This is a genomic window from Gammaproteobacteria bacterium, from assembly GCA_015709615.1.
In the GTDB taxonomy this organism is placed as follows: domain Bacteria; phylum Pseudomonadota; class Gammaproteobacteria; order Burkholderiales; family Nitrosomonadaceae; genus Nitrosomonas.
In genome coordinates this window covers 1,895,819-1,914,256 of sequence record CP054179.1, presented here as the reverse complement: position 1 = coordinate 1,914,256, position 18,438 = coordinate 1,895,819, and the positions used below count along the sequence as shown (strand labels likewise).

At 51.5% G+C, this 18,438-nt stretch carries 17 protein-coding genes; 11 read left to right on the top strand and 6 right to left on the bottom strand.

Translation table 11 applies throughout. The features are described 5' to 3' along the window. The first annotated feature begins 14 nt into the window (after positions 1–14). The 9 genes from ppc (at position 15) to HRU77_09230 (ending at position 10,167) form a co-directional block, all read left to right on the top strand. Complete coding sequence (ppc, locus tag HRU77_09270; GenBank protein ID QOJ20866.1) at positions 15–2,810, top strand: phosphoenolpyruvate carboxylase; 2,796 nt, start codon at positions 15–17, stop codon at positions 2,808–2,810. Positions 2,811–2,836: 26 nt separating this feature from the next. Continuing rightward, entirely contained in the window at positions 2,837–4,174 is a 1,338-nt protein-coding gene (locus HRU77_09265) for an insulinase family protein (protein QOJ20865.1), read from the top strand. A gap of 11 nt (positions 4,175–4,185) precedes the next feature. Next, a complete protein-coding gene (gene rsmD, locus HRU77_09260) occupies positions 4,186–4,740 on the top strand; it encodes a 16S rRNA (guanine(966)-N(2))-methyltransferase RsmD (GenBank protein ID QOJ20864.1) in 555 nt (184 codons plus the stop codon). Beyond that, entirely contained in the window at positions 4,733–5,212 is a 480-nt protein-coding gene (coaD, locus tag HRU77_09255) for a pantetheine-phosphate adenylyltransferase (GenBank protein ID QOJ20863.1), read from the top strand. Before rsmD ends, coaD begins: the two co-directional genes overlap by 8 nt. 16 nt (positions 5,213–5,228) lie before the next feature. Continuing rightward, entirely contained in the window at positions 5,229–5,486 is a 258-nt protein-coding gene (locus tag HRU77_09250) for a YfhL family 4Fe-4S dicluster ferredoxin (GenBank protein ID QOJ20862.1), read from the top strand. Positions 5,487–5,645: 159 nt separating this feature from the next. Continuing rightward, positions 5,646–6,491 (top strand): HDOD domain-containing protein, encoded by an 846-nt coding sequence (locus HRU77_09245; protein ID QOJ20861.1) that lies wholly within the window; start codon positions 5,646–5,648, stop codon positions 6,489–6,491. A gap of 62 nt (positions 6,492–6,553) precedes the next feature. After that, entirely contained in the window at positions 6,554–7,795 is a 1,242-nt protein-coding gene (locus HRU77_09240) for an HDOD domain-containing protein (protein QOJ20860.1), read from the top strand. 153 nt (positions 7,796–7,948) lie between these two features. Further along, positions 7,949–8,992: a type IV pilus twitching motility protein PilT gene (locus HRU77_09235; GenBank protein ID QOJ20859.1), complete on the top strand. Its 1,044-nt coding sequence runs from the start codon at positions 7,949–7,951 to the stop codon at positions 8,990–8,992. A gap of 38 nt (positions 8,993–9,030) precedes the next feature. Next, entirely contained in the window at positions 9,031–10,167 is a 1,137-nt protein-coding gene (locus HRU77_09230; GenBank protein QOJ20858.1) for a PilT/PilU family type 4a pilus ATPase, read from the top strand. A gap of 25 nt (positions 10,168–10,192) precedes the next feature. Here the strand turns inward: HRU77_09230 and HRU77_09225 are convergent, their stop codons facing one another. From HRU77_09225 to recA, 6 genes are all read right to left on the bottom strand, one after another. Further along, positions 10,193–10,648: a hypothetical protein gene (locus tag HRU77_09225; GenBank protein QOJ20857.1), complete on the bottom strand. Its 456-nt coding sequence runs from the start codon at positions 10,646–10,648 to the stop codon at positions 10,193–10,195. Between the two features lie 236 nt (positions 10,649–10,884). Next, a complete protein-coding gene (locus tag HRU77_09220; GenBank protein ID QOJ20856.1) occupies positions 10,885–11,508 on the bottom strand; it encodes a hypothetical protein in 624 nt (207 codons plus the stop codon). An 87-nt stretch (positions 11,509–11,595) separates the two neighbouring features. Beyond that, positions 11,596–14,193 (bottom strand): alanine--tRNA ligase, encoded by a 2,598-nt coding sequence (gene alaS / locus HRU77_09215; protein ID QOJ20855.1) that lies wholly within the window; start codon positions 14,191–14,193, stop codon positions 11,596–11,598. Continuing rightward, positions 14,190–14,555, bottom strand: coding sequence for a hypothetical protein (locus tag HRU77_09210; GenBank protein QOJ20854.1), 366 nt, complete (start codon positions 14,553–14,555; stop codon positions 14,190–14,192). The genes alaS and HRU77_09210 overlap by 4 nt, the downstream gene beginning before the upstream one ends. Beyond that, on the bottom strand, positions 14,552–15,019 hold the full coding sequence (gene recX / locus HRU77_09205) for a recombination regulator RecX (protein ID QOJ20853.1): 468 nt from the start codon (positions 15,017–15,019) through the stop codon (positions 14,552–14,554). The genes HRU77_09210 and recX overlap by 4 nt, the downstream gene beginning before the upstream one ends. A 5-nt stretch (positions 15,020–15,024) precedes the next feature. Further along, positions 15,025–16,074: a recombinase RecA gene (recA, locus tag HRU77_09200; protein QOJ20852.1), complete on the bottom strand. Its 1,050-nt coding sequence runs from the start codon at positions 16,072–16,074 to the stop codon at positions 15,025–15,027. A gap of 221 nt (positions 16,075–16,295) precedes the next feature. Between recA and adk the strand changes: the two genes are divergently transcribed. Further along, positions 16,296–16,949: an adenylate kinase gene (gene adk / locus HRU77_09195; protein ID QOJ22119.1), complete on the top strand. Its 654-nt coding sequence runs from the start codon at positions 16,296–16,298 to the stop codon at positions 16,947–16,949. Positions 16,950–17,084: 135 nt separating this feature from the next. Next, positions 17,085–18,344, top strand: a complete 1,260-nt coding sequence (locus tag HRU77_09190; protein ID QOJ20851.1) for a 6-phosphofructokinase — start codon at positions 17,085–17,087, stop codon at positions 18,342–18,344. The last annotated feature ends 94 nt before the right edge of the window (positions 18,345–18,438 follow it).

Sequence of the window (18,438 nt, the reverse complement as noted above, 5' to 3'; positions counted from 1 at the left end):
GGGTATGTAATGCGATGAGCGCAGCTGATACAGGGAATAACAGCAACAATAATAAATTAGTCAGTGATAAGGACTCGCCGTTACGCGAAGATATTCGTTTTCTAGGGCGATTGCTGGGCGATACGCTACGCGAACAAGATGGCGATAGCGCTTTCGAGCTGGTCGAGAATATACGTCAAACCGCGATTCGTTTTCATCGCGATCAGGATCTCAAGGCGCGCGAGGAATTGGATGCGATACTCAACCGCTTGAGCGATAAGGATTCGTTGTCTGTTGTGCGCGGGTTCAGTTATTTTTCCTTGCTGTCCAATATTGCGGAGGATGTGCATCACAACCGGCGGCGGCGTGCGCATTTGCGCGCCGGGTCTTCACCGCAGGAAGGTAGCGTGACATTGGCGCTGGAACGTGTGTTGGCGCATGGAAACGAACGTGCCGTTCTGACGGAATTTTTTAATAAAGCGCTGGTTTCGCCGGTGCTCACCGCGCATCCGACGGAAGTGCAGCGCCGCAGCATATTGGATTGCCAGCTGGCGATCGAGCGTCTGCTGAAAGAGCGCGCGCTGACCGAATTGACGCCGAACGAATTGCGCCACAATGAAGAAGGACTGCGGGCCACCATTCAAATTTTATGGCAAACGCGCATGCTGCGGCCAAGCCGCTTGTCAGTCTACGATGAAATTGAAAACGGGCTAGCTTATTACAGCTACACGTTTTTGAGTGAAATACCCTATATCTACGCAAAAATAGAAGATTTGCTCGAGCGCCGTCTCGCGCATGATATTCCGCCGGTGACTTCGTTTTTACGTATCGGCAGCTGGATCGGCGGCGACCGCGACGGCAATCCGTTTGTCACGCACGATGTCATGCTGCGCGCGGTGGAGCGCCAATCGTCGGTGGCATTGGATTTTTATATCGATGCCGCGCAAAAAATCGGCCGCTCTATGAGCCTGACCGAACAAATCGTGCAAGTCAGCGATGAAGTTAAACAATTAACCACTACCGCGCCGGATATACCCAACCGCTCCGATGAGCCTTACCGGCGGATTTTTCTCAGCATTGCCGCGCGCTTGGTTGCAACTGCGCATCAATTGGGCCATCAGGTGACGCAATACACACCGGCCGAACCTAGAGCGCCGTATTCCAGCAGCGCCGAATTTTTGCACGATCTCAATGCCATCATTGAGTCCTTGAAACAGCATAAGTCTTCTTGGATTGCGCGCGGCGCGGTACGCAATCTGCGCCGTGCCGTGGATGTATTCGGTTTCCATTTGGCTCCGCTGGATATGCGTCAGCACAGCAAAATCCATGAACAGGTCGTCAGTGAGCTATTCGAACACAGCACGAAGCGCAAGGATTATCTGCAACTGAGCGAAAAAGAACGCATCGGCTGGTTGCTGGCAGAAATCAGCCAGCCGCGCCCGGTACTGGCTTCGTTTGATGATTTTTCCGAGCTGGCGCAATCCGAGTTGCGTATTCTGCAATGCGCGGCCGAAATTCATCGCCGCTTCGGCCGCGCAGCGATGACGAATTACATCATATCGATGACGACCGGTGTCATTAATGTGCTAGAAGTGGCCTTTCTGTTACAGCAATCCGGTTTGTTGCAAGCCGGAGAAAATCCGCAGCTGCAACTCAATATTATCCCGTTATTCGAAACCATCTCCGATCTGCGCAGTTGCAGCGCCATCATGGATCAGCTGTTTTCTCTGCCGTATTATCGCAAGCTGCTGAATTCACGCGGCAATGTGCAGGAAGTGATGCTCGGTTATTCGGATAGCAACAAGGACGGCGGTTTTATCACGTCGAATTGGGAAATTTATAAAGCCGAGATCGAACTCACCAAGGTTTTTGCCAAACACAAAGTCGAATTACGTTTGTTTCATGGTCGTGGCGGCACCGTGGGGCGGGGTGGCGGACCCAGCTATCAAAGTATTTTGGCGCAACCGCCGGGCAGCGTGAATGGCCAGATCCGCGTGACCGAGCAGGGTGAGGTGATCAGCAGCAAATACGCCGAACCTGAAATCGGCCGCCGCAACCTTGAGACATTGGTGGCAGCGACCATGGAGGCGACGCTGCTCAGCCACGATTCGCTTGGCGCGAATGCCGATCGCTATTATCGCGCCATGGAGAAGCTTGCCTCCGCTTCTTTCGCGGCTTATCGTGACTTGGTATATGAAACACCGGGATTTAAGCAATTCTTCCTGGAATCCACGCCGATCCGCGAAATGGCCGGGTTGCACATCGGCAGCAGACCGCCTTCGCGCAAGAATTCCGATTCGATTGAAGATTTGCGTGCGATTCCTTGGGTATTCAGCTGGAGTCTGAGCCGGATGATGCTCCCCGGCTGGTATGGTTTTGGTCATGCGGTGGAAGCCTTTGTCAATCAGGAAGAGCAAAAAGGGCAAGGATTGGCGTTATTGCAGGAGATGTACCGCAAATGGCCTTTCATGCAAACATTATTGTCGAATATGGATATGGTACTGGCTAAAACCGATATGGGCATTGCGTCACGCTATGCCGAGCTGGTTGAGAATGCAGCGCTACGCGCGCTGATTTTCAGACGTATTCAGGATGAGCGCGCGCGCAGTGAAAAATGGCTGTTCGCCGTGACCGGTCATACCGAATTGTTGCAGGACAATCCAACATTGGCGCGCAGCATCCGCAATAGAACGCCGTATATCGATCCGCTCAACCACTTGCAGGTAGAACTGCTGCGCCGTTACCGCTCGGGTGAGGATAGTGAAGAAGTCAAGCGCTCGATTCATCTGACGATCAACGGGGTAACGGCCGGCCTGCGCAATAGCGGCTGATCTTGATAGGGATTTTTCTTCTTTTTATGCTGAGTGAACGTAGTGCAGGAGGTATTGGGGTGCAAATAAAACGATTCATTTTTATTGTGCTATTCGGTTTTTATACCCAATGGGCGTGGGCCACATTGCCGATCCAAACCTGGTCAACCGCATCCGGTGCGCGCGTGTATTTCGTTGAAAATCATGACCTGCCGATAGTGGATGTCAGCGTTGAATTTGCTGCCGGCAGCGGCATGGATACTGCCGATAAATCCGGTCGCGCCAGTCTGGTTCAACATTTGCTCAATCTCGGCGCGGGCGGGTTGTCGGAAGATCAGATCGCCACCACGCTGGCCGATGTCGGCGCGCAGCTGAAAAGCCATTTTGACCGTGACCGCGCCGGTATCGCGTTACGTACACTGAGTAGCGAGCGGGAACGCAAGCAGGCACTGGATATATTGGCGCGTGTTATTCAGCAGCCGGAATTTCCGCCAGATGTCATGGTGCGGGAAAAAGCAAGAACCGCCGCCAGTATCAAGGAATCCAGCACTAAGCCGGATTACATCGGCGAACGTGAATTGATGAAAATGCTGTATGGTTCTCATCCCTACGGACTCAATGAAATGGGTGAAATCGACACGTTGAACCGTCTGCAGCGGGAAGATCTGGTGGCATTTTATCGTGCTTATTATGTCGCCAAGAATGCAGTGATCGCGATTATGGGTGATGTCACCAAGACCGAAGCGGCGGCGATTGCCGAACAATTAACGGAAAAATTATCTGCCGGCGGAGCTAACACGGAAATACCGCCGGTATCGATACCGGCGGCGGGGATCAAACGAATTCCTCATCCGGCAACGCAAAGCCACATCCAAATCGCCTATCCGGGATTGCGGCGCAGCGATCCGGATTATTTTCCGCTGCTGGTCGGTAATCACATTCTGGGCGGCGGCGGATTTGTTTCGCGCCTGATGGAAGCAATCCGCCAACAACGCGGTTTGGCTTACAGTGTCTACAGTTTCTTTTCCCCTTATAAAGAGCAGGGGCCGTTTCAAATCGGCTTGCAAACCAAAAAGGAGCAATCGGAAGAAGCCTTGACCTTAACGTACAAAGTGCTTAAGGAATTTGTCGCGAATGGCCCGACTGAGGAAGAATTAAAGGCGGCAAAGCAGAATATCATCGGCGGTTTTCCGCTGCGCATCGACAGCAATAGCAAGATATTGGGTTTTTTATCCATGATCGGTTTTTATCGTTTACCGCTGACTTATTTAACGGATTATCTGGAAGCCGTTGAAGCGGTTACCACCGAGCAGATCCGGGATGCATTCCAGCGGCGGATACAACCTGACGGCATGGTGACGGTGATCGTCGGCGCAGTTGAATAGCATTTGCATCGATGGCGTCAGCTCGCGGCAAAGTTCGTATCATCGGCGGTCAATGGCGCAGCCGCTTACTGGCTTTTCCCGAACATCCTGATTTAAGACCCACGGCCGATCGAATCCGTGAAACGCTGTTTAATTGGCTGGGGCAAGATTTAAGTGGCATGCGCTGTCTCGATTTGTTTGCCGGCAGCGGTGCGTTGGGTTTTGAAGCCGCATCCCGCGGCGCGGCATTGGCGGTGATGGTCGATGACGATGCTGCAATCTATCGCATGTTGCGCGAAAATAGGGAAAAATTACAGGCGGCTCAGGTTGAGCTGGTCATGATGAATGCAATGAATTTTTTGAAGTCGGATACGCGGAAATTTGATGTCGTTTTTCTCGACCCCCCTTATCGTCTGGCGTTGTTGCCGGAATTGCTGGCTTTATTGCCAAGCCATCTTGCTATGGGCGGGCTGGTTTATGCCGAAACTAAAGGCCATTGGACTGCGGATGCACAGTGGAGTGTACGGCGCAAAGCAAAAGCCGGTACCGTACATTATCAACTGCTGGAGTTGACGCAGCATGGATAAGGCGATTTATCCCGGCACCTTCGATCCGATAACCCGCGGACATGAAGACCTGGTGCGGCGTGCCGCGCGCTTATTCGATCAAGTGGTGGTGGCGGTCGCGGTGAGCAGCAACAAAAAACCGTTTTTCACCCTGGAAGAGCGTGTCGAAATGGCGCAAGAAGTCTTATCCGGCTGTTCCAATGTTAAAATAATGCCCTTTTCCGGCTTGCTGATGCATTTTTTGCAGCAACAGAATGCGCGCATTATTTTGCGTGGCTTGCGCGCCGCATCCGACTTTGAATATGAATTCCAGATGGCGGGAATGAATCGCGGGTTGTACCCCGATGTGGAAACTTTGTTCATGACGCCGTCGGAACAATATATGTTCATCTCTGCCACTATGGTGCGTGAGATTGCGTCACTCGGCGGTAACGCCGATACCTTTGTGCATCCCTTGGTTGCCAAAAAGCTGCGCGAAAAAATAGTTAGCTAGTGTTACAGGAATTCAAATGGCATTAATCATTACCGACGAATGTATCAATTGCGATGTTTGTGAACCTGAGTGTCCTAACGGCGCGATTTCACAAGGTGAAGAAATCTACCAGATCGATCCGGCGCTGTGCACCGAATGTGTCGGGCACTACAATGAGCCGCAATGCGTCGAGGTGTGTCCGGTTGACTGTATAAAAGTCAATCCCGGTAAGATTGAAAGTAAAGAACAACTGCAAGCGAAATATCAAGCGCTTATTGCTGCAAAATCAAAATAAAGCATCCGGCAGGTTTACCTGTACCGGTAACTCTTCTCGACGAAATCCGCTAGTTTTTCCCGCTTAATCGTCAGCATCATCCGGCCTCATTTGGTTTATCTTAGGGTCTTTCTTAACTGCCTAAGATTCCCCTTTTATTTCTTCTTAACTGAGACATCCATGGATGATCCACGCACGATAGTTGCCAACGTTCGTTCAATCTTTTCTTTACCCGATGTGGTCATTCGCGTTAATGATTTAATCGATTCCGGAGAAGCGACCAATAGCGAATTGGAGCAGGTCATTGCCAGCGATCCCGCACTCACGGCAAAGTTATTGAAGTTTGCCAACAGCGCTTATTTCGGCTTTTCCGGAAAAGTGGAAACCGTTCTAAAAGCGATTTCGATCATCGGACACAAAGAGCTGCGTAATCTTGTGCTTGCATCATCCGTGACTTCCACATTCAAGGATATTCCGCCCGATCTGGTCGATATGGACATATTTTGGAATCACAGCATTACCTGCGGCGTCACTGCGCGTCTGTTGGCTTCCAGTGTCGATAGCCGGGAGCGGTTTTTTATCGCCGGGTTGTTGCACGGCGTAGGAAGATTAATCCTCTTCAGTCAATATCCCAAGGAATCAGCAAAAGTATTAAGTTACATGAATCACGGCGAGGATGCGGCAATCGAAGCGGAACGCAAGATTTTCGGTTTTACCTATGCGCAACTGGGTGCTGAACTGCTGCGCCAATGGAAGTTGCCGCCGAATATTTGCAAGATGGTTGAATATCAATTGAATCCAATGCAGGAAAAGGAATGTCAATACGATGCCTGCACGCTTTGCGCGGCAGTCAATATCGCGAATTATGTTCAGCCTTGCACCAATCTACGAGTCAATCAAGAAGAAAGAATATCCGAGCGCGCGCTGCAAACCTGGAGTTTTCTCGGGCTATCGGCCGAGATCGTCGAATCGGTAATGACGGTGGCGAAACTGCAAGTCATAGAAGTGTTCAATGCGATCCGCTAATCGAAAGATTCGTAGTGATTCTGTTGTCAGCAAGCTAGCGTGAAGAAACAGGAGTAAAAGAGATGGAAGTTTATCTCGGCCGGTTACCGATCCTTGATAACAAACAAAATTTGGTTGCCTATGAACTTTTGTTCCGCTCCGACCAGAGTAACGAAGTGTCGATAACCGATAACTCCGCCGCCTCAGCGAATGTCATCATCGATACTTATGGGCAGTTAGGTATAGAAAATGTCATTGGTAAGCGGCGCGGTTTTATCAAGGTCGATGCCAAGCTATTACTGAATGATGCCATTTGCATGCTGCCCAAAAAGCATGTGGTGCTGGAAATTTTAAGAAGCGTGGAGATCGACGATGAGATCATTCAGCGCTGCACATTCCTAAAACAAAAAGGCTATCAATTAGCCCTTTCCAATGTGACGCGCTTGGATGCAAGCTTTGATCGCATTATGCCGCTCATCAATGTGGTCAAGATCAATATCACGGCATTAAATCAATCCGATTTGCTCAGTTTGATCAGAAAAGTAAGGCGCTGGCCGGTGTTGCTGCTGGCTGAAAAAGTTGAAAGCCCGGAAGTTGCCAGAAACTGTATCGCGCTGAATTTTCAAATGCTGCAAGGATTTTATTTTGCCAAACCGGAAATCATCTCGGGAAAGCGGATCGATCCGTCCAAGTTATCGTTGCTGAAGCTTCTGCTGCTGGTGGTGAAAGACAGTGAAGTGAGCGACATTGAGAATGAGCTCAAATATCAGCCCGGCCTGAGTTATAACCTGTTACGCATGGTGAATTCGGCGGCAAGCGGTTTACCCAGCACGATTAACTCGATCAAGCGGGCCATTATGATCATCGGCCGGAAGCAGTTGCAGCGCTGGGTGCAGATTTTGCTCTATGCCGCCAAACAAAGGGAGGGTGGCTCATCCGATGCATTAATGCTAACCGCGACCGTGCGGGGGAAATTACTCGAATCCATCGCGATTGCCGATCGCCCGCACGATAAAAATCATCAGGATCGCGCGTTCATGGTCGGTGTGCTGTCCTTGCTGGACACGTTGCTGGGGATAGCAATGTCCGAGCTTGTCGGTACGCTCAGCATACAAAAAGACATGAGCGAAGCCCTGCTGACCCGCCGCGGAACTTTAGGTTATCAACTCGCATTGATCGAAGCGTATGAAAAAGGGGAAACGGAAATAGTGTCATCGATGCTTACCGAGTTAGGGTTTCTCAGTATGGAAGAATTCACCAGACTGGAACTGGAAGCCGCAGCCTGGGCCAATCGAATCACCGATGCCGTCAATCAGACTGCATAAAAACCGATGCAGCGAAAGCCCAAGCATTTAAACCCGCGTTATTCAATTTTTGCTTGACCTTGTCCGTTAACAGGCGGGTTGATTCAGGTTCCGATCGATCAGTTTTTCACGTCACTTTTTGCACTGTTTACACTGTCCTATGAGGAAGTCGCAATGAATATAGTAGAGCTGCTTGCATTCGTGGTTAAGAATAGCGCTTCGGATTTACACCTTTCAGCCGGGATGCCGCCGATGATCCGGGTGCACGGAGAGATCCGCCGTATCAATTTGCCGGAGATGGATCACAAGGAAGTCCATGCGATGGTGTACGACATCATGAACGACGGTCAGCGGAAATTTTACGAAGAGCATCTGGAATGCGATTTTTCCTTTGCTGTTCCCAATCTCGCGCGCTTCCGTGTCAATGCCTTTAATACGCAACGCGGCGCCGCCGCAGTGATGCGCACGATTCCGTCAAGAGTATTGAGCCTGGAAGATCTCCGAGCGCCCAAGATTTTTGCCGAAATCGCCAAGCAGCCGCGCGGCGTCGTTTTGGTGACGGGGCCGACCGGCTCGGGTAAGTCGACCACGCTGGCGGCCATGATCAACGACATCAATGAAAACGAATACGGCCACATCCTCACCCTCGAAGATCCGATCGAGTTTGTGCATGAAAGCAAGAAATGTCTGATCAATCAGCGTGAAGTCGGCAGGGATACGCTCAGTTTCTCCAACGCATTGCGTTCGGCGTTACGTGAAGATCCGGACATTATTCTGGTGGGTGAATTGCGTGACCTGGAAACCATACGATTGGCGATGACGGCGGCTGAGACCGGGCATTTGGTTTTCGGCACGTTGCATACCAGCTCCGCCGCCAAGACGATCGATCGTGTCATCGACGTGTTCCCAGCCGAAGAAAAGGAAATGATCCGCGCGATGTTGTCTGAATCACTGCGTGCGGTAATTTCACAGGCGCTGTTGCGCACCAAGGACGGCAAAGGCCGCGTGGCGGCGCACGAAATCATGATCGGTACCCCGGCGATCCGCAATCTGATTCGCGAAGGCAAAGTCGCGCAAATGTACTCGGCGATTCAGACCGGCCAGAATGCCGGCATGCAGACATTGGATCAGAATCTGTCCGATCTGGTGAAGCGCGGTGCGATCTCAATGGCCGAAGCCAGAACGCAAGCGATGAATAAAGATAATTTCAGGGGCTAATCAGCCAATGCAAAGAATAAAAATTCCGGGAGTATGCAATGGATAAAGAACAAGCTGCTAAATTTATGTCAGACCTGCTGCGCTTAATGCTCAGCAAGAAAGCATCCGATTTGTTTATTACCGCCGGATTTCCGCCGGCAATGAAGATTGACGGAAAGATGACGCCGGTGTCGCAGCAATCGCTATCGCTGCAACATACCGAAATGCTCGCCAAGTCGATCATGAACGACAAGCAAGTGGCGGAATTCGACGCTACCAAGGAATGCAATTTTGCTATCAATCCTGCGGGGATCGGACGTTTTCGCATCAACGCGTTTGTCCAGCAGCAACGCGTCGGCATGGTGTTGCGGACGATTACCACCAAAATTCCCGAATTCGACGATTTGGGTTTGCCGCAAGTGCTCAAGGATGTCGTCATGAGCAAGCGCGGCCTGGTCATTTTTGTCGGCGGCACCGGCTCGGGAAAATCGACTTCGATGGCTGCCCTGATCGGCCATCGCAATAAAAACAGCTACGGACACATCATCACCATCGAAGATCCGGTCGAATATGTGCACGAACACATCAACTGCGTCATCACGCAGCGCGAAGTCGGCGTCGATACCGAATCGTGGGAAGCGGCGCTGAAAAACACCTTGCGGCAAGCACCCGATGTCATTCTGATCGGCGAAATCCGCGACCGCGAAACCATGGAGCACGCGATTGCCTTCGCTGAAACCGGCCACCTGTGTATGGGCACATTGCACGCCAACAGCGCCAACCAGGCGCTCGACCGCATCATCAACTTCTTCCCCGAAGAACGCCGGGCGCAATTATTGATGGATTTATCGCTGAATTTGCGCTCCGTGGTCGCGCAACGCCTGATTCCGCTGAAAGACGGCAAAGGACGCGCCGCCGCCATCGAAGTCATGCTCAATTCACCGCTGATCGCCGATTTGATCTTTAAGGGTCATGTTCATGAAATCAAGGACATCATGAAAAAATCCAAGGAACTGGGCATGCAAACCTTCGACATGGCGCTATTCGAATTATTCGAGACCGGAAAAATCAGCTACGAAGATGCGCTACGCAACGCCGACTCGATGAACGAACTGCGGCTGAAAATCAAACTGGAAAGCAACGAAGCCCAATCGCAAGATCTCAATTCGGGGATCGCACATTTGGAAATCACGTAAAAATCCACCCTGACGGGCTTCCGCCTTACGGATTCACAGTACAGCGGTTCTCAATATCCGCCATGATAGCATCGGCGTAACTGAGATCTGACTTCACGATGGCGCCAAAGTAGGGGTGCCGGTAGAGATCGGTGAAGTCGCGCATGAGGTCGCACCAGTCTTCCAGCACAACGAACTCGTTGCTCCTGAGATGGTACGAACTGATCCGCGGCTCAAGGAACGCCAGCGCCCAGTGATTGACGCGCTCAATATCCGCTGAACTGAAATCCTGCGTGTCGTTACGTTTGGCCCGGGCTACCAGGTCCGCAAGTTCTCGATCCGATGCAACCGCCAGATGCGCTTGACTGATTAACCCCGCGAGGGATAACTGATGCGCAATCTGAATCGCCTCCCGGTTTTGTTGCAATTCCAGCACCACCAGCACCATACCCGCCACCACGGCAAGGTTGGTGATAATGGTGATCAGCCGTTCAATTTTCATTGGTATTCTTGATTATTATTCTGCATCCAGTCTTTTCGGAATTTTTTATCAGCGACTCGACTCTTGTAACTTGCTGTGTCATGGAACAGCTTCCATAACGCCATTTTTGGATTGATAAGGCGCTTGGCCAAAAGCCGATAAATAGTATACATCCGATATTGCGGAACGCCTTAACGGGTTTCCGTCTTGCGGGTTGGCCCCTTCGTAGGTGCTACAGTATCCTTTCGAACGAAAAGTTAGGAATCTTTGAATAGCACATTAAGATCTTTGAAAACTTCTTCATGTGGATGAGCGGCGATGTGCTGCTCCAGTTTTTTGACTCTATCCATCAGCACAACGGTATCGATCTCGGCAGGTTTGTTTCCATATGGCTCGCTTGATTCAAATACGGAATCCACTCTCCGAAAGAACACTCGCAGCGCCTGCATAATTAGTTCAGTCGAATAGGGATGAACGTTTCCGTAGTTCTCATATCCACGGCTGGCGCCCTTCTGTTTGGGAGACTGGTGGAATCCGATGTTGTTGCGGATTATTGAGATTGGGGTTTTAATCTTCTCCCACTGCTCCAAGACAATGTCGCGCGCCTCTCGTGCATCTTGCGGTAGGTGGGAGAGTGTCTTCTCTGTTATGCCTTTGAAATCGACCGCACTAGGGTCGAACAGGCTATAGACAAACGAGTAGTACGCGACAAGAAGGGTATGAGTTGTCTGAAATACGACAACGTCGTTGATGCATGTCTTGTCGCTTCCAACAAAGACCTCTCGATTTAGAAATGCGTTGTAGGCGACCCATATCTCTATTGTTCTGGAAAATCGATGTCGCAACATCTTGAGGTCTTCGGGTTCAGGCAGCTTCGGCACCGGAATTCCTAGCTTAATATATAGGACATTTTGTCCAATAATCTTGTACGCAACACGGGGCCTGGTCTCCAATCGCGAATATTGCCATCACGCCGTGAATTTTCTCTCAACCCAATCCTTCACCCCTCCAAGTGCCTCCGGCAACCGTTCCGGTTGCGTTCCCCCCGCTTGCGCCATGTCCGGCCGCCCCCCGCCTTTGCCGCCGACTTGTTGCGCGACGAAGTTGACCAGTTCTCCGGCTTTGACTTTGCTGGTGAGGTCGGCGCTAACACCGGCGATCAGCGTCACTTTGCCGTCACTGATGGTGCTGAGCACAATCGCGCAGGATTTGAGTGTATCTTTGAGTTGATCGAGCGTTTCGCGCAGGGTTTTGGCGTCGGCGTTTTCCAGGTTGGCGGCAAGCACTTTGACGCCGTTGACGTCTTGCGCTTGCGATGCCAGGTCGGCGCCTTGCGAGTTGGCGAGTTTGGTTTTCAGGCGCGCCAGTTCTTTTTCGGTTTGCCGCACGTTGTCGATGATTTGCGCGATTTTTTGCGTGACTTCCTGTGGGTTGGCTTTTAACGCGTGCGCGATTTCGAGCAGTTGCGCTTCGCGTTGCTGCATGTAATCGATGGCGCCTTTTCCGGTCACCGCTTCAACGCGACGGATACCGGCGGCGACGCCGGATTCGGCGACGATTTTGAACAGGCCGATTTGGCCGACTTGCGGCACATGCGTGCCGCCGCAGAGTTCGGTGGAGAACTCGCCCATGCCGATGACGCGTACTACATCCGTGTATTTCTCGCCGAACAGCGCCATCGCGCCGCGTTTGATCGCGTCGTCGTATTTCATTGACGCGGCTTCGACCACGCAGTTGTTACGGATTTGCTCGTTGACCAGGCGCTCGGTTTCGCGGATTTCGTCGGCGCTCATCGGTGCATTGTGCGAAAAATCGAAGCGCAACCGGTTGGGATCGACCAGCGAGCCTTTTTGCGTGACATGGGTGCCGAGCACTTTACGTAGCGCAGCGTGCAGCAAATGCGTGGCGGAGTGGTTGTTGGCGGTGCTGACACGGGTTTGCGGGTTGACTCGGGCTTGCACGCTATCGCGAACCACCAACCGGCCGCTACGCAGCAAGCCTTTGTGACCGAACACACCGGCCTGGATTTTCTGCGTATCGGTGACTTCGAAAGTGCCGTTGGCGGCGAGCAATTCGCCGCAATCGCCGACCTGCCCGCCGGATTCGGCGTAGAAAGGTGTTTTGTCGAGCACCACCACGGCTTCGTCACCGGCTTCGACGAAATCGACCGCGCTGCCTTGTTTGTAAATCGCCAATACCTGCCCTTCGTGCTGCAACGTATCGTAACCGTAGAACGTGGTTTGACCGCCTTTATAGTCGAGCCCTTCCTGCATCGCGAATTTGTTCGCGGCGCGTGCTTGTTCGCGCTGACGCGCCATGGCTTGTTCGAAACCGGCTTGATCGACGGTGATGCCGCGCTCACGGGCGATGTCGGCGGTCAGATCGATCGGGAAACCGAACGTGTCATAGAGGCGAAACGCGGTTTCACCGTCGAGCACTTTGATTTTCTGGCTCAGCGCGGTTTCCAGAATTTGCATGCCGTTTTCCAGCGTTTCGGCGAAGCGCTCTTCTTCTTGCAGCAGCACCGCTGCAACGCGCGCTTTGGCGGCGGTCAGTTCCGGATATGCTTGTCCCATCACTTGACTCAAATCTTCCACGAGTTGATGAAAGAAGGGTTGTTTTTGTCCCAATTTGTAACCATGACGGATGGCGCGGCGGATGATGCGGCGCAGCACGTAGCCGCGGCCTTCGCTGCCGGGGATGACGCCGTCGGTAATCAAAAACGAGCACGCACGGATATGATCGGCGATGACTTTGAGCGAGTTATCGGTGAGATTGCTGGTGCCGGTTGCCCGTGCAGCGGCTTTGATCAGACTTTGAAACAAATCGATGTCGTAATTGCTGTGCACGTGCTGCATCACGGCGGAAATGCGCTCCAGTCCCATGCCGGTATCGACTGACGGTTTTGGCAACGGGTGCAGCACGCCGGCGCTGTCGCGGTTGTACTGCATGAACACCAGATTCCAGATCTCGATGTAGCGGTCGCCATCGGCATCAGGAGAGCCAGGCGGGCCGCCAGCCACGTCCGGGCCGTGGTCGTAAAATATTTCCGAACAGGGGCCGCAAGGTCCGGTATCGCCCATTTGCCAGAAGTTGTCCATGGTAGCGATGCGCACCACGCGCGCCGGTTCGACGCCGACTTCGTTCAACCAGATGTCGGCGGCTTCGTCGTCTTCGGCATACACCGTAACCCACAATTTTTCGCGCGGGATTTCGAGCGTGTTGGTGAGGAAATCCCAGGCAAACAAAATGGCGTTGCGTTTGAAGTAATCGCCGAAACTGAAGTTGCCAAGCATCTCGAAGAAGGTGTGATGCCGCGCAGTGTAGCCGACATTTTCCAAATCGTTGTGCTTGCCGCCTGCGCGCACGCAGCGCTGCGAACTGGCGGCGCGCACGTAAGGGCGTTTGTCCTGACCGAGGAACACGTCTTTGAATTGCACCATGCCGGCATTGGTGAACAATAAAGTGGGATCGTTGCCCGGTACGAGCGGGCTGGATGCGACGACGGCATGGCCGTGTGATGCAAAGAATTCGAGAAATTTTTGTCGTATTTCGCTGCTTTTCATAGTTTTTGTATTGATTCGTATCGTTCGAGTTCGGTCACAGTCAAGCCAACCGCTTCGCCTTTGACAATCGCCAGGCTTCTTACTTTGGCCCGGATGGTGATTTCTTCATTCATTTTGGGAAGATCGAGTTCGGTGAGAACGGTAATTTCGCCGCTGCTGTCTTCCAGCACATAAGATTTCAGATTGACCAGCGGTAAGCGCGTAGGATTTTTCGGGATGCCTTTCAGTTTGACTTCCCGGCCGTCAAAATTGGCCGGAGCTTCATTGATTTCCTGGATCGGCGTGATTCCACCGGCGAGAACCGGATGACTGAAAGCCAGAATTGCCAGCATCAGCAGTATGTGCGCAAGCTGTTTGCTCATGCGTTTTCCTCGTTAGCTTGTGATAAAACCCGTTGTATCGTTTCCATGGAAAAACCCCTGTTCATCATGAATCGTATTTGTTTGGCGCGTTCTTCCCGTGTGGCGGGCGGATGATCGAATTTCTTGCGCCAGATGTTGAGCGCGGCTTCCAATTCGTTTTCTTTGAGTGCCGGGCGGATACCGTCGATCAAATGATCGTCGATTCCCTTGGCTTTTAATTCATGAATGATGCGCTGACTGCCGAAACGGGAGCGGCGCGTCCGGGCGACTTGCTCGACCATGCGCTGTTCGGAAAGAAAACCCTGCTGCTCCAGTCTATCCAGTACCTCGGTCAACTCTGCCAGCTCTGCCGTTACACCAGAATCTTTGCGGGCGGAAAGTTTTTGCTCCAGCTCCCGGCGTGAGTACTCACGCTGCGCCAGGTAGCGCAGTGCGCGAATTTCCAAGGGGGAGCGTGTGTCCATGCAGGTTATGGCTCTTTATCGATTCGTTCTTTCTCGGCTTTTTCTTTAACCGGTTTGGCATAATCGGCAATACCGACGATGGCTCTGATTTTCTGCTCGATTTCCTGCGCCATTTCTTTGTGTTCTTTCAGATAATCGCGCACATTGTCTTTGCCCTGACCGATTTTTTCGCCTTGATACGCATACCAGGCGCCGGATTTGTCGATCAGTTTGTGTAATACGCCCAGTTCGATGATTTCGCTTTCGCGCGAAATGCCTTCACCGTAGAGGATATCGAAATCCGCTTGTTTGAACGGCGGTGCGACTTTATTTTTCACGACTTTCACACGCGTTTCGTTACCGATAGTTTCTTCGCCTTTTTTGATTGATCCGGTGCGGCGGATGTCCAGACGCACGGAGGCGTAAAATTTCAGCGCATTACCGCCGGTTGTCGTTTCCGGGTTGCCGAACATGACGCCGATTTTCATGCGGATCTGGTTAATGAAGATGACCATGGTGTTGCTGCGTTTGATGTTGGCGGTCAGTTTGCGTAATGCTTGCGACATCAGCCGGGCTTGCAATCCCATTTGCGGATCGCCCATATCGCCTTCGATTTCCGCGCGCGGTGTGAGCGCGGCGACGGAATCCACCACGATGATGTCGACCGAGCCGGAACGTACCAGCATGTCGGCGATTTCCAGCGCTTGTTCGCCGTTATCGGGCTGTGAAATCAACAGTTCTTTGACATTGACGCCGATTTTTTGCGCGTATTGCGGATCGAGCGCGTGCTCTGCGTCGATAAAAGCTGCGGTTCCGCCTAATTTTTGCATTTCGGCGATGACTTGCAGCGTCAGCGTCGTTTTACCGGATGATTCAGGCCCGTAAATTTCGATGATCCGCCCGCGCGGCAATCCGCCGACACCCAAGGCGATATCGAGTCCCAACGAGCCGGTAGAGACGACTTGTATGTCATAAGCGACATCGTTAGCCCCGAGTCGCATGATGGAGCCTTTACCGAATTGTTTTTCGATTTGGGCTAATGCGGCATCAAGCGCTTTACTTCTGTTTTCATCCATAATTTTTCCTGTTAAGAGTCGGTGCAGATTATCGCATAACCTATATTGTATTAACGTAACTGGTTATTATGAAATTATTTGGTTTTACAAAAATTAGCATAGTAAAAAACTCGAGTATCCGGCTTGCCTGCGATATAATCGCATGATGTCGTTGAAGTGGCGCACATAAATAATAATTACGTCACTGCTTTCAGTAAATTGGTAATAAAGGGAGAATCATTATCCGAGTCATTTTATTAGGCGGTCCTGGCGCCGGAAAAGGCACGCAGGCCAATTATATTAAGGAACATTTCGGTGTTCCGCAAATTTCAACGGGAGATATGCTGCGCAGCGCTGTAAAAGCGGGGACTGAACTGGGCATTATGGCCAAGAAGATAATGGATACAGGCGGATTGGTTTCCGACGATATTATTATCAATTTAGTCAAGGAACGTATTACTGAACCTGATTGTGCCAAGGGTTTTCTGTTTGACGGTTTTCCGCGCACGATTCCACAAGCCGATGCAATGAAAGCAGCCGGTGTGCCGATTGATTTCGTGGTCGAGATCGATGTTGCGGACGCTGAAATTGTGAAGCGTATGTCGGGCCGTAGAGTACATCCCGCATCAGGCCGTACCTATCATGTGGATTTTAATCCACCCAAAACGCATGGGCAGGATGATGTCACCGGGGAGCCGCTGATACAACGCGATGACGATAAGGAAGAAACTGTCCGGAAACGTTTGCAGGTCTACCATGAGCAAACTGAGCCATTGGTTGAGTATTATTCAAAATGGTCGGCGAATGGCGGAAAGGGCGCACCTCGTTATATCAAAATAGCCGGCATCGGCACAGTTGAAGAAATACGCGATCTGATTTTGGCAGCATTAAAATAAGTTCTAGCAGCTTCTTTTTTGATTCATAAAGCAGGTTAAAACTCAGGATGCGACGAGTCGCACCTGAGTTTTTGCGCGTGCAGACTGAATGGAATAACAATAGCTTACTTACGATTTATTAATCAGGAGAAAAATATGGCAATAAAAAATGCATTTTATGCCCAATCTGGCGGCGTTACGGCTGTGATTAACGCCTCTGCTGCGGGCGTTCTGGAAACGGCGCGGCAGCATACCGACAAAATCGGTACTGTGTATGCGGGACGCAATGGGATTATTGGTGCGTTGACCGAGGATCTGATCGATACCAACGCAGATTCGGCGGCCGCGATTGCTGCGCTGCGTTACACCCCGTCCGGTGCATTCGGTTCCTGCCGCTACAAATTAAAAAGCCTGGAACAGAATCGCCGGGAATACGAACGCCTGATCGAAGTATTCAAGGCACACAACATCGGTTACTTTTTTTATAACGGTGGCGGCGATTCGGCTGATACCTGCTTGAAGGTTTCGCAATTGTCGGGCACGCTTGATTATCCAATTCAAGCAATCCATGTTCCCAAAACCGTCGATAACGATTTGCCGATCACCGATTGCTGCCCAGGCTTTGGTTCGGTAGCCAAATACATTGCGGTTTCCACGCGTGAAGCCAGCTTTGACGTGGCGAGCATGGCCAAAACTTCCACCAAGGTTTTTGTACTCGAAGTGATGGGGCGTCACGCGGGCTGGATTGCAGCTGCTGGCGGTTTGGCTTCCAGCCCGGATTGCGAGATTCCGATTGTGATTTTATTCCCCGAAGTTACCTTTAACAAAGAGAAGTTTCTTGCCAAAGTAGACCGTTATGTCAAAGACTACGGTTACTGCTCAGTCGTAGTATCGGAAGGTGTTAAAGGCGCCGATGGTAATTTCCTGTCCGATCAAGGATTGCGCGATGCCTTCGGTCATGCGCAGTTAGGCGGCGTGGCTCCGGTGGTGGCAAATATCATTAAAGACGGTTTGGGTTTGAAGTATCACTGGGGTGTTGCGGATTATCTACAGCGCGCAGCGCGCCATGTGGCTTCCAAAACCGACGTCGAACAAGCCTATGCGATGGGTAAAGCAGCCGTGGAATACGCCTTGGCGGGACACAACTCAGTAATGCCTACTATCGTGCGTGAATCAAGCTCACCTTACAAATGGTCGGTGGGAATGGCGCAGCTGTCCAGCGTGGCGAATGTTGAAAAGATGATGCCGGCTGATTTCATCAGCGAAGATGGATTTGGCATCAGCCAAGCATGCCGCGAATACCTGGCGCCGTTGATCGAAGGCGAAGATTATCCGCCGTATAAGGATGGCCTGCCGGATTATGTGCGGCTCAAAAATGTTGCGGTTGCAAAAAAATTGAGTGAATTCAAAATTTGATGATAATTAAGATTGCGATTGTGTTTGGTGTTGTACGGAAGTCAAACAATTTGAATTCAATCATCTAACAATCTAAATTTCATAAATATTTGCT

What these genes read in the sequence shown, in the direction of transcription:
- ppc (QOJ20866.1), top strand. Translation starts at nt 15, where the DNA reads ATGAGCGCAGCTGATACAGGGAATAACAGCAACAATAATAAATTAGTC.
- HRU77_09265 (QOJ20865.1), top strand. Translation starts at nt 2,837, where the DNA reads ATGCTGAGTGAACGTAGTGCAGGAGGTATTGGGGTGCAAATAAAACGA.
- rsmD (QOJ20864.1), top strand. Translation starts at nt 4,186, where the DNA reads ATGGCGTCAGCTCGCGGCAAAGTTCGTATCATCGGCGGTCAATGGCGC.
- coaD (QOJ20863.1), top strand. Translation starts at nt 4,733, where the DNA reads ATGGATAAGGCGATTTATCCCGGCACCTTCGATCCGATAACCCGCGGA.
- HRU77_09250 (QOJ20862.1), top strand. Translation starts at nt 5,229, where the DNA reads ATGGCATTAATCATTACCGACGAATGTATCAATTGCGATGTTTGTGAA.
- HRU77_09245 (QOJ20861.1), top strand. Translation starts at nt 5,646, where the DNA reads ATGGATGATCCACGCACGATAGTTGCCAACGTTCGTTCAATCTTTTCT.
- HRU77_09240 (QOJ20860.1), top strand. Translation starts at nt 6,554, where the DNA reads ATGGAAGTTTATCTCGGCCGGTTACCGATCCTTGATAACAAACAAAAT.
- HRU77_09235 (QOJ20859.1), top strand. Translation starts at nt 7,949, where the DNA reads ATGAATATAGTAGAGCTGCTTGCATTCGTGGTTAAGAATAGCGCTTCG.
- HRU77_09230 (QOJ20858.1), top strand. Translation starts at nt 9,031, where the DNA reads ATGGATAAAGAACAAGCTGCTAAATTTATGTCAGACCTGCTGCGCTTA.
- HRU77_09225 (QOJ20857.1), bottom strand. Translation starts at nt 10,648, where the DNA reads ATGAAAATTGAACGGCTGATCACCATTATCACCAACCTTGCCGTGGTG.
- alaS (QOJ20855.1), bottom strand. Translation starts at nt 14,193, where the DNA reads ATGAAAAGCAGCGAAATACGACAAAAATTTCTCGAATTCTTTGCATCA.
- HRU77_09210 (QOJ20854.1), bottom strand. Translation starts at nt 14,555, where the DNA reads ATGAGCAAACAGCTTGCGCACATACTGCTGATGCTGGCAATTCTGGCT.
- recX (QOJ20853.1), bottom strand. Translation starts at nt 15,019, where the DNA reads ATGGACACACGCTCCCCCTTGGAAATTCGCGCACTGCGCTACCTGGCG.
- recA (QOJ20852.1), bottom strand. Translation starts at nt 16,074, where the DNA reads ATGGATGAAAACAGAAGTAAAGCGCTTGATGCCGCATTAGCCCAAATC.
- HRU77_09190 (QOJ20851.1), top strand. Translation starts at nt 17,085, where the DNA reads ATGGCAATAAAAAATGCATTTTATGCCCAATCTGGCGGCGTTACGGCT.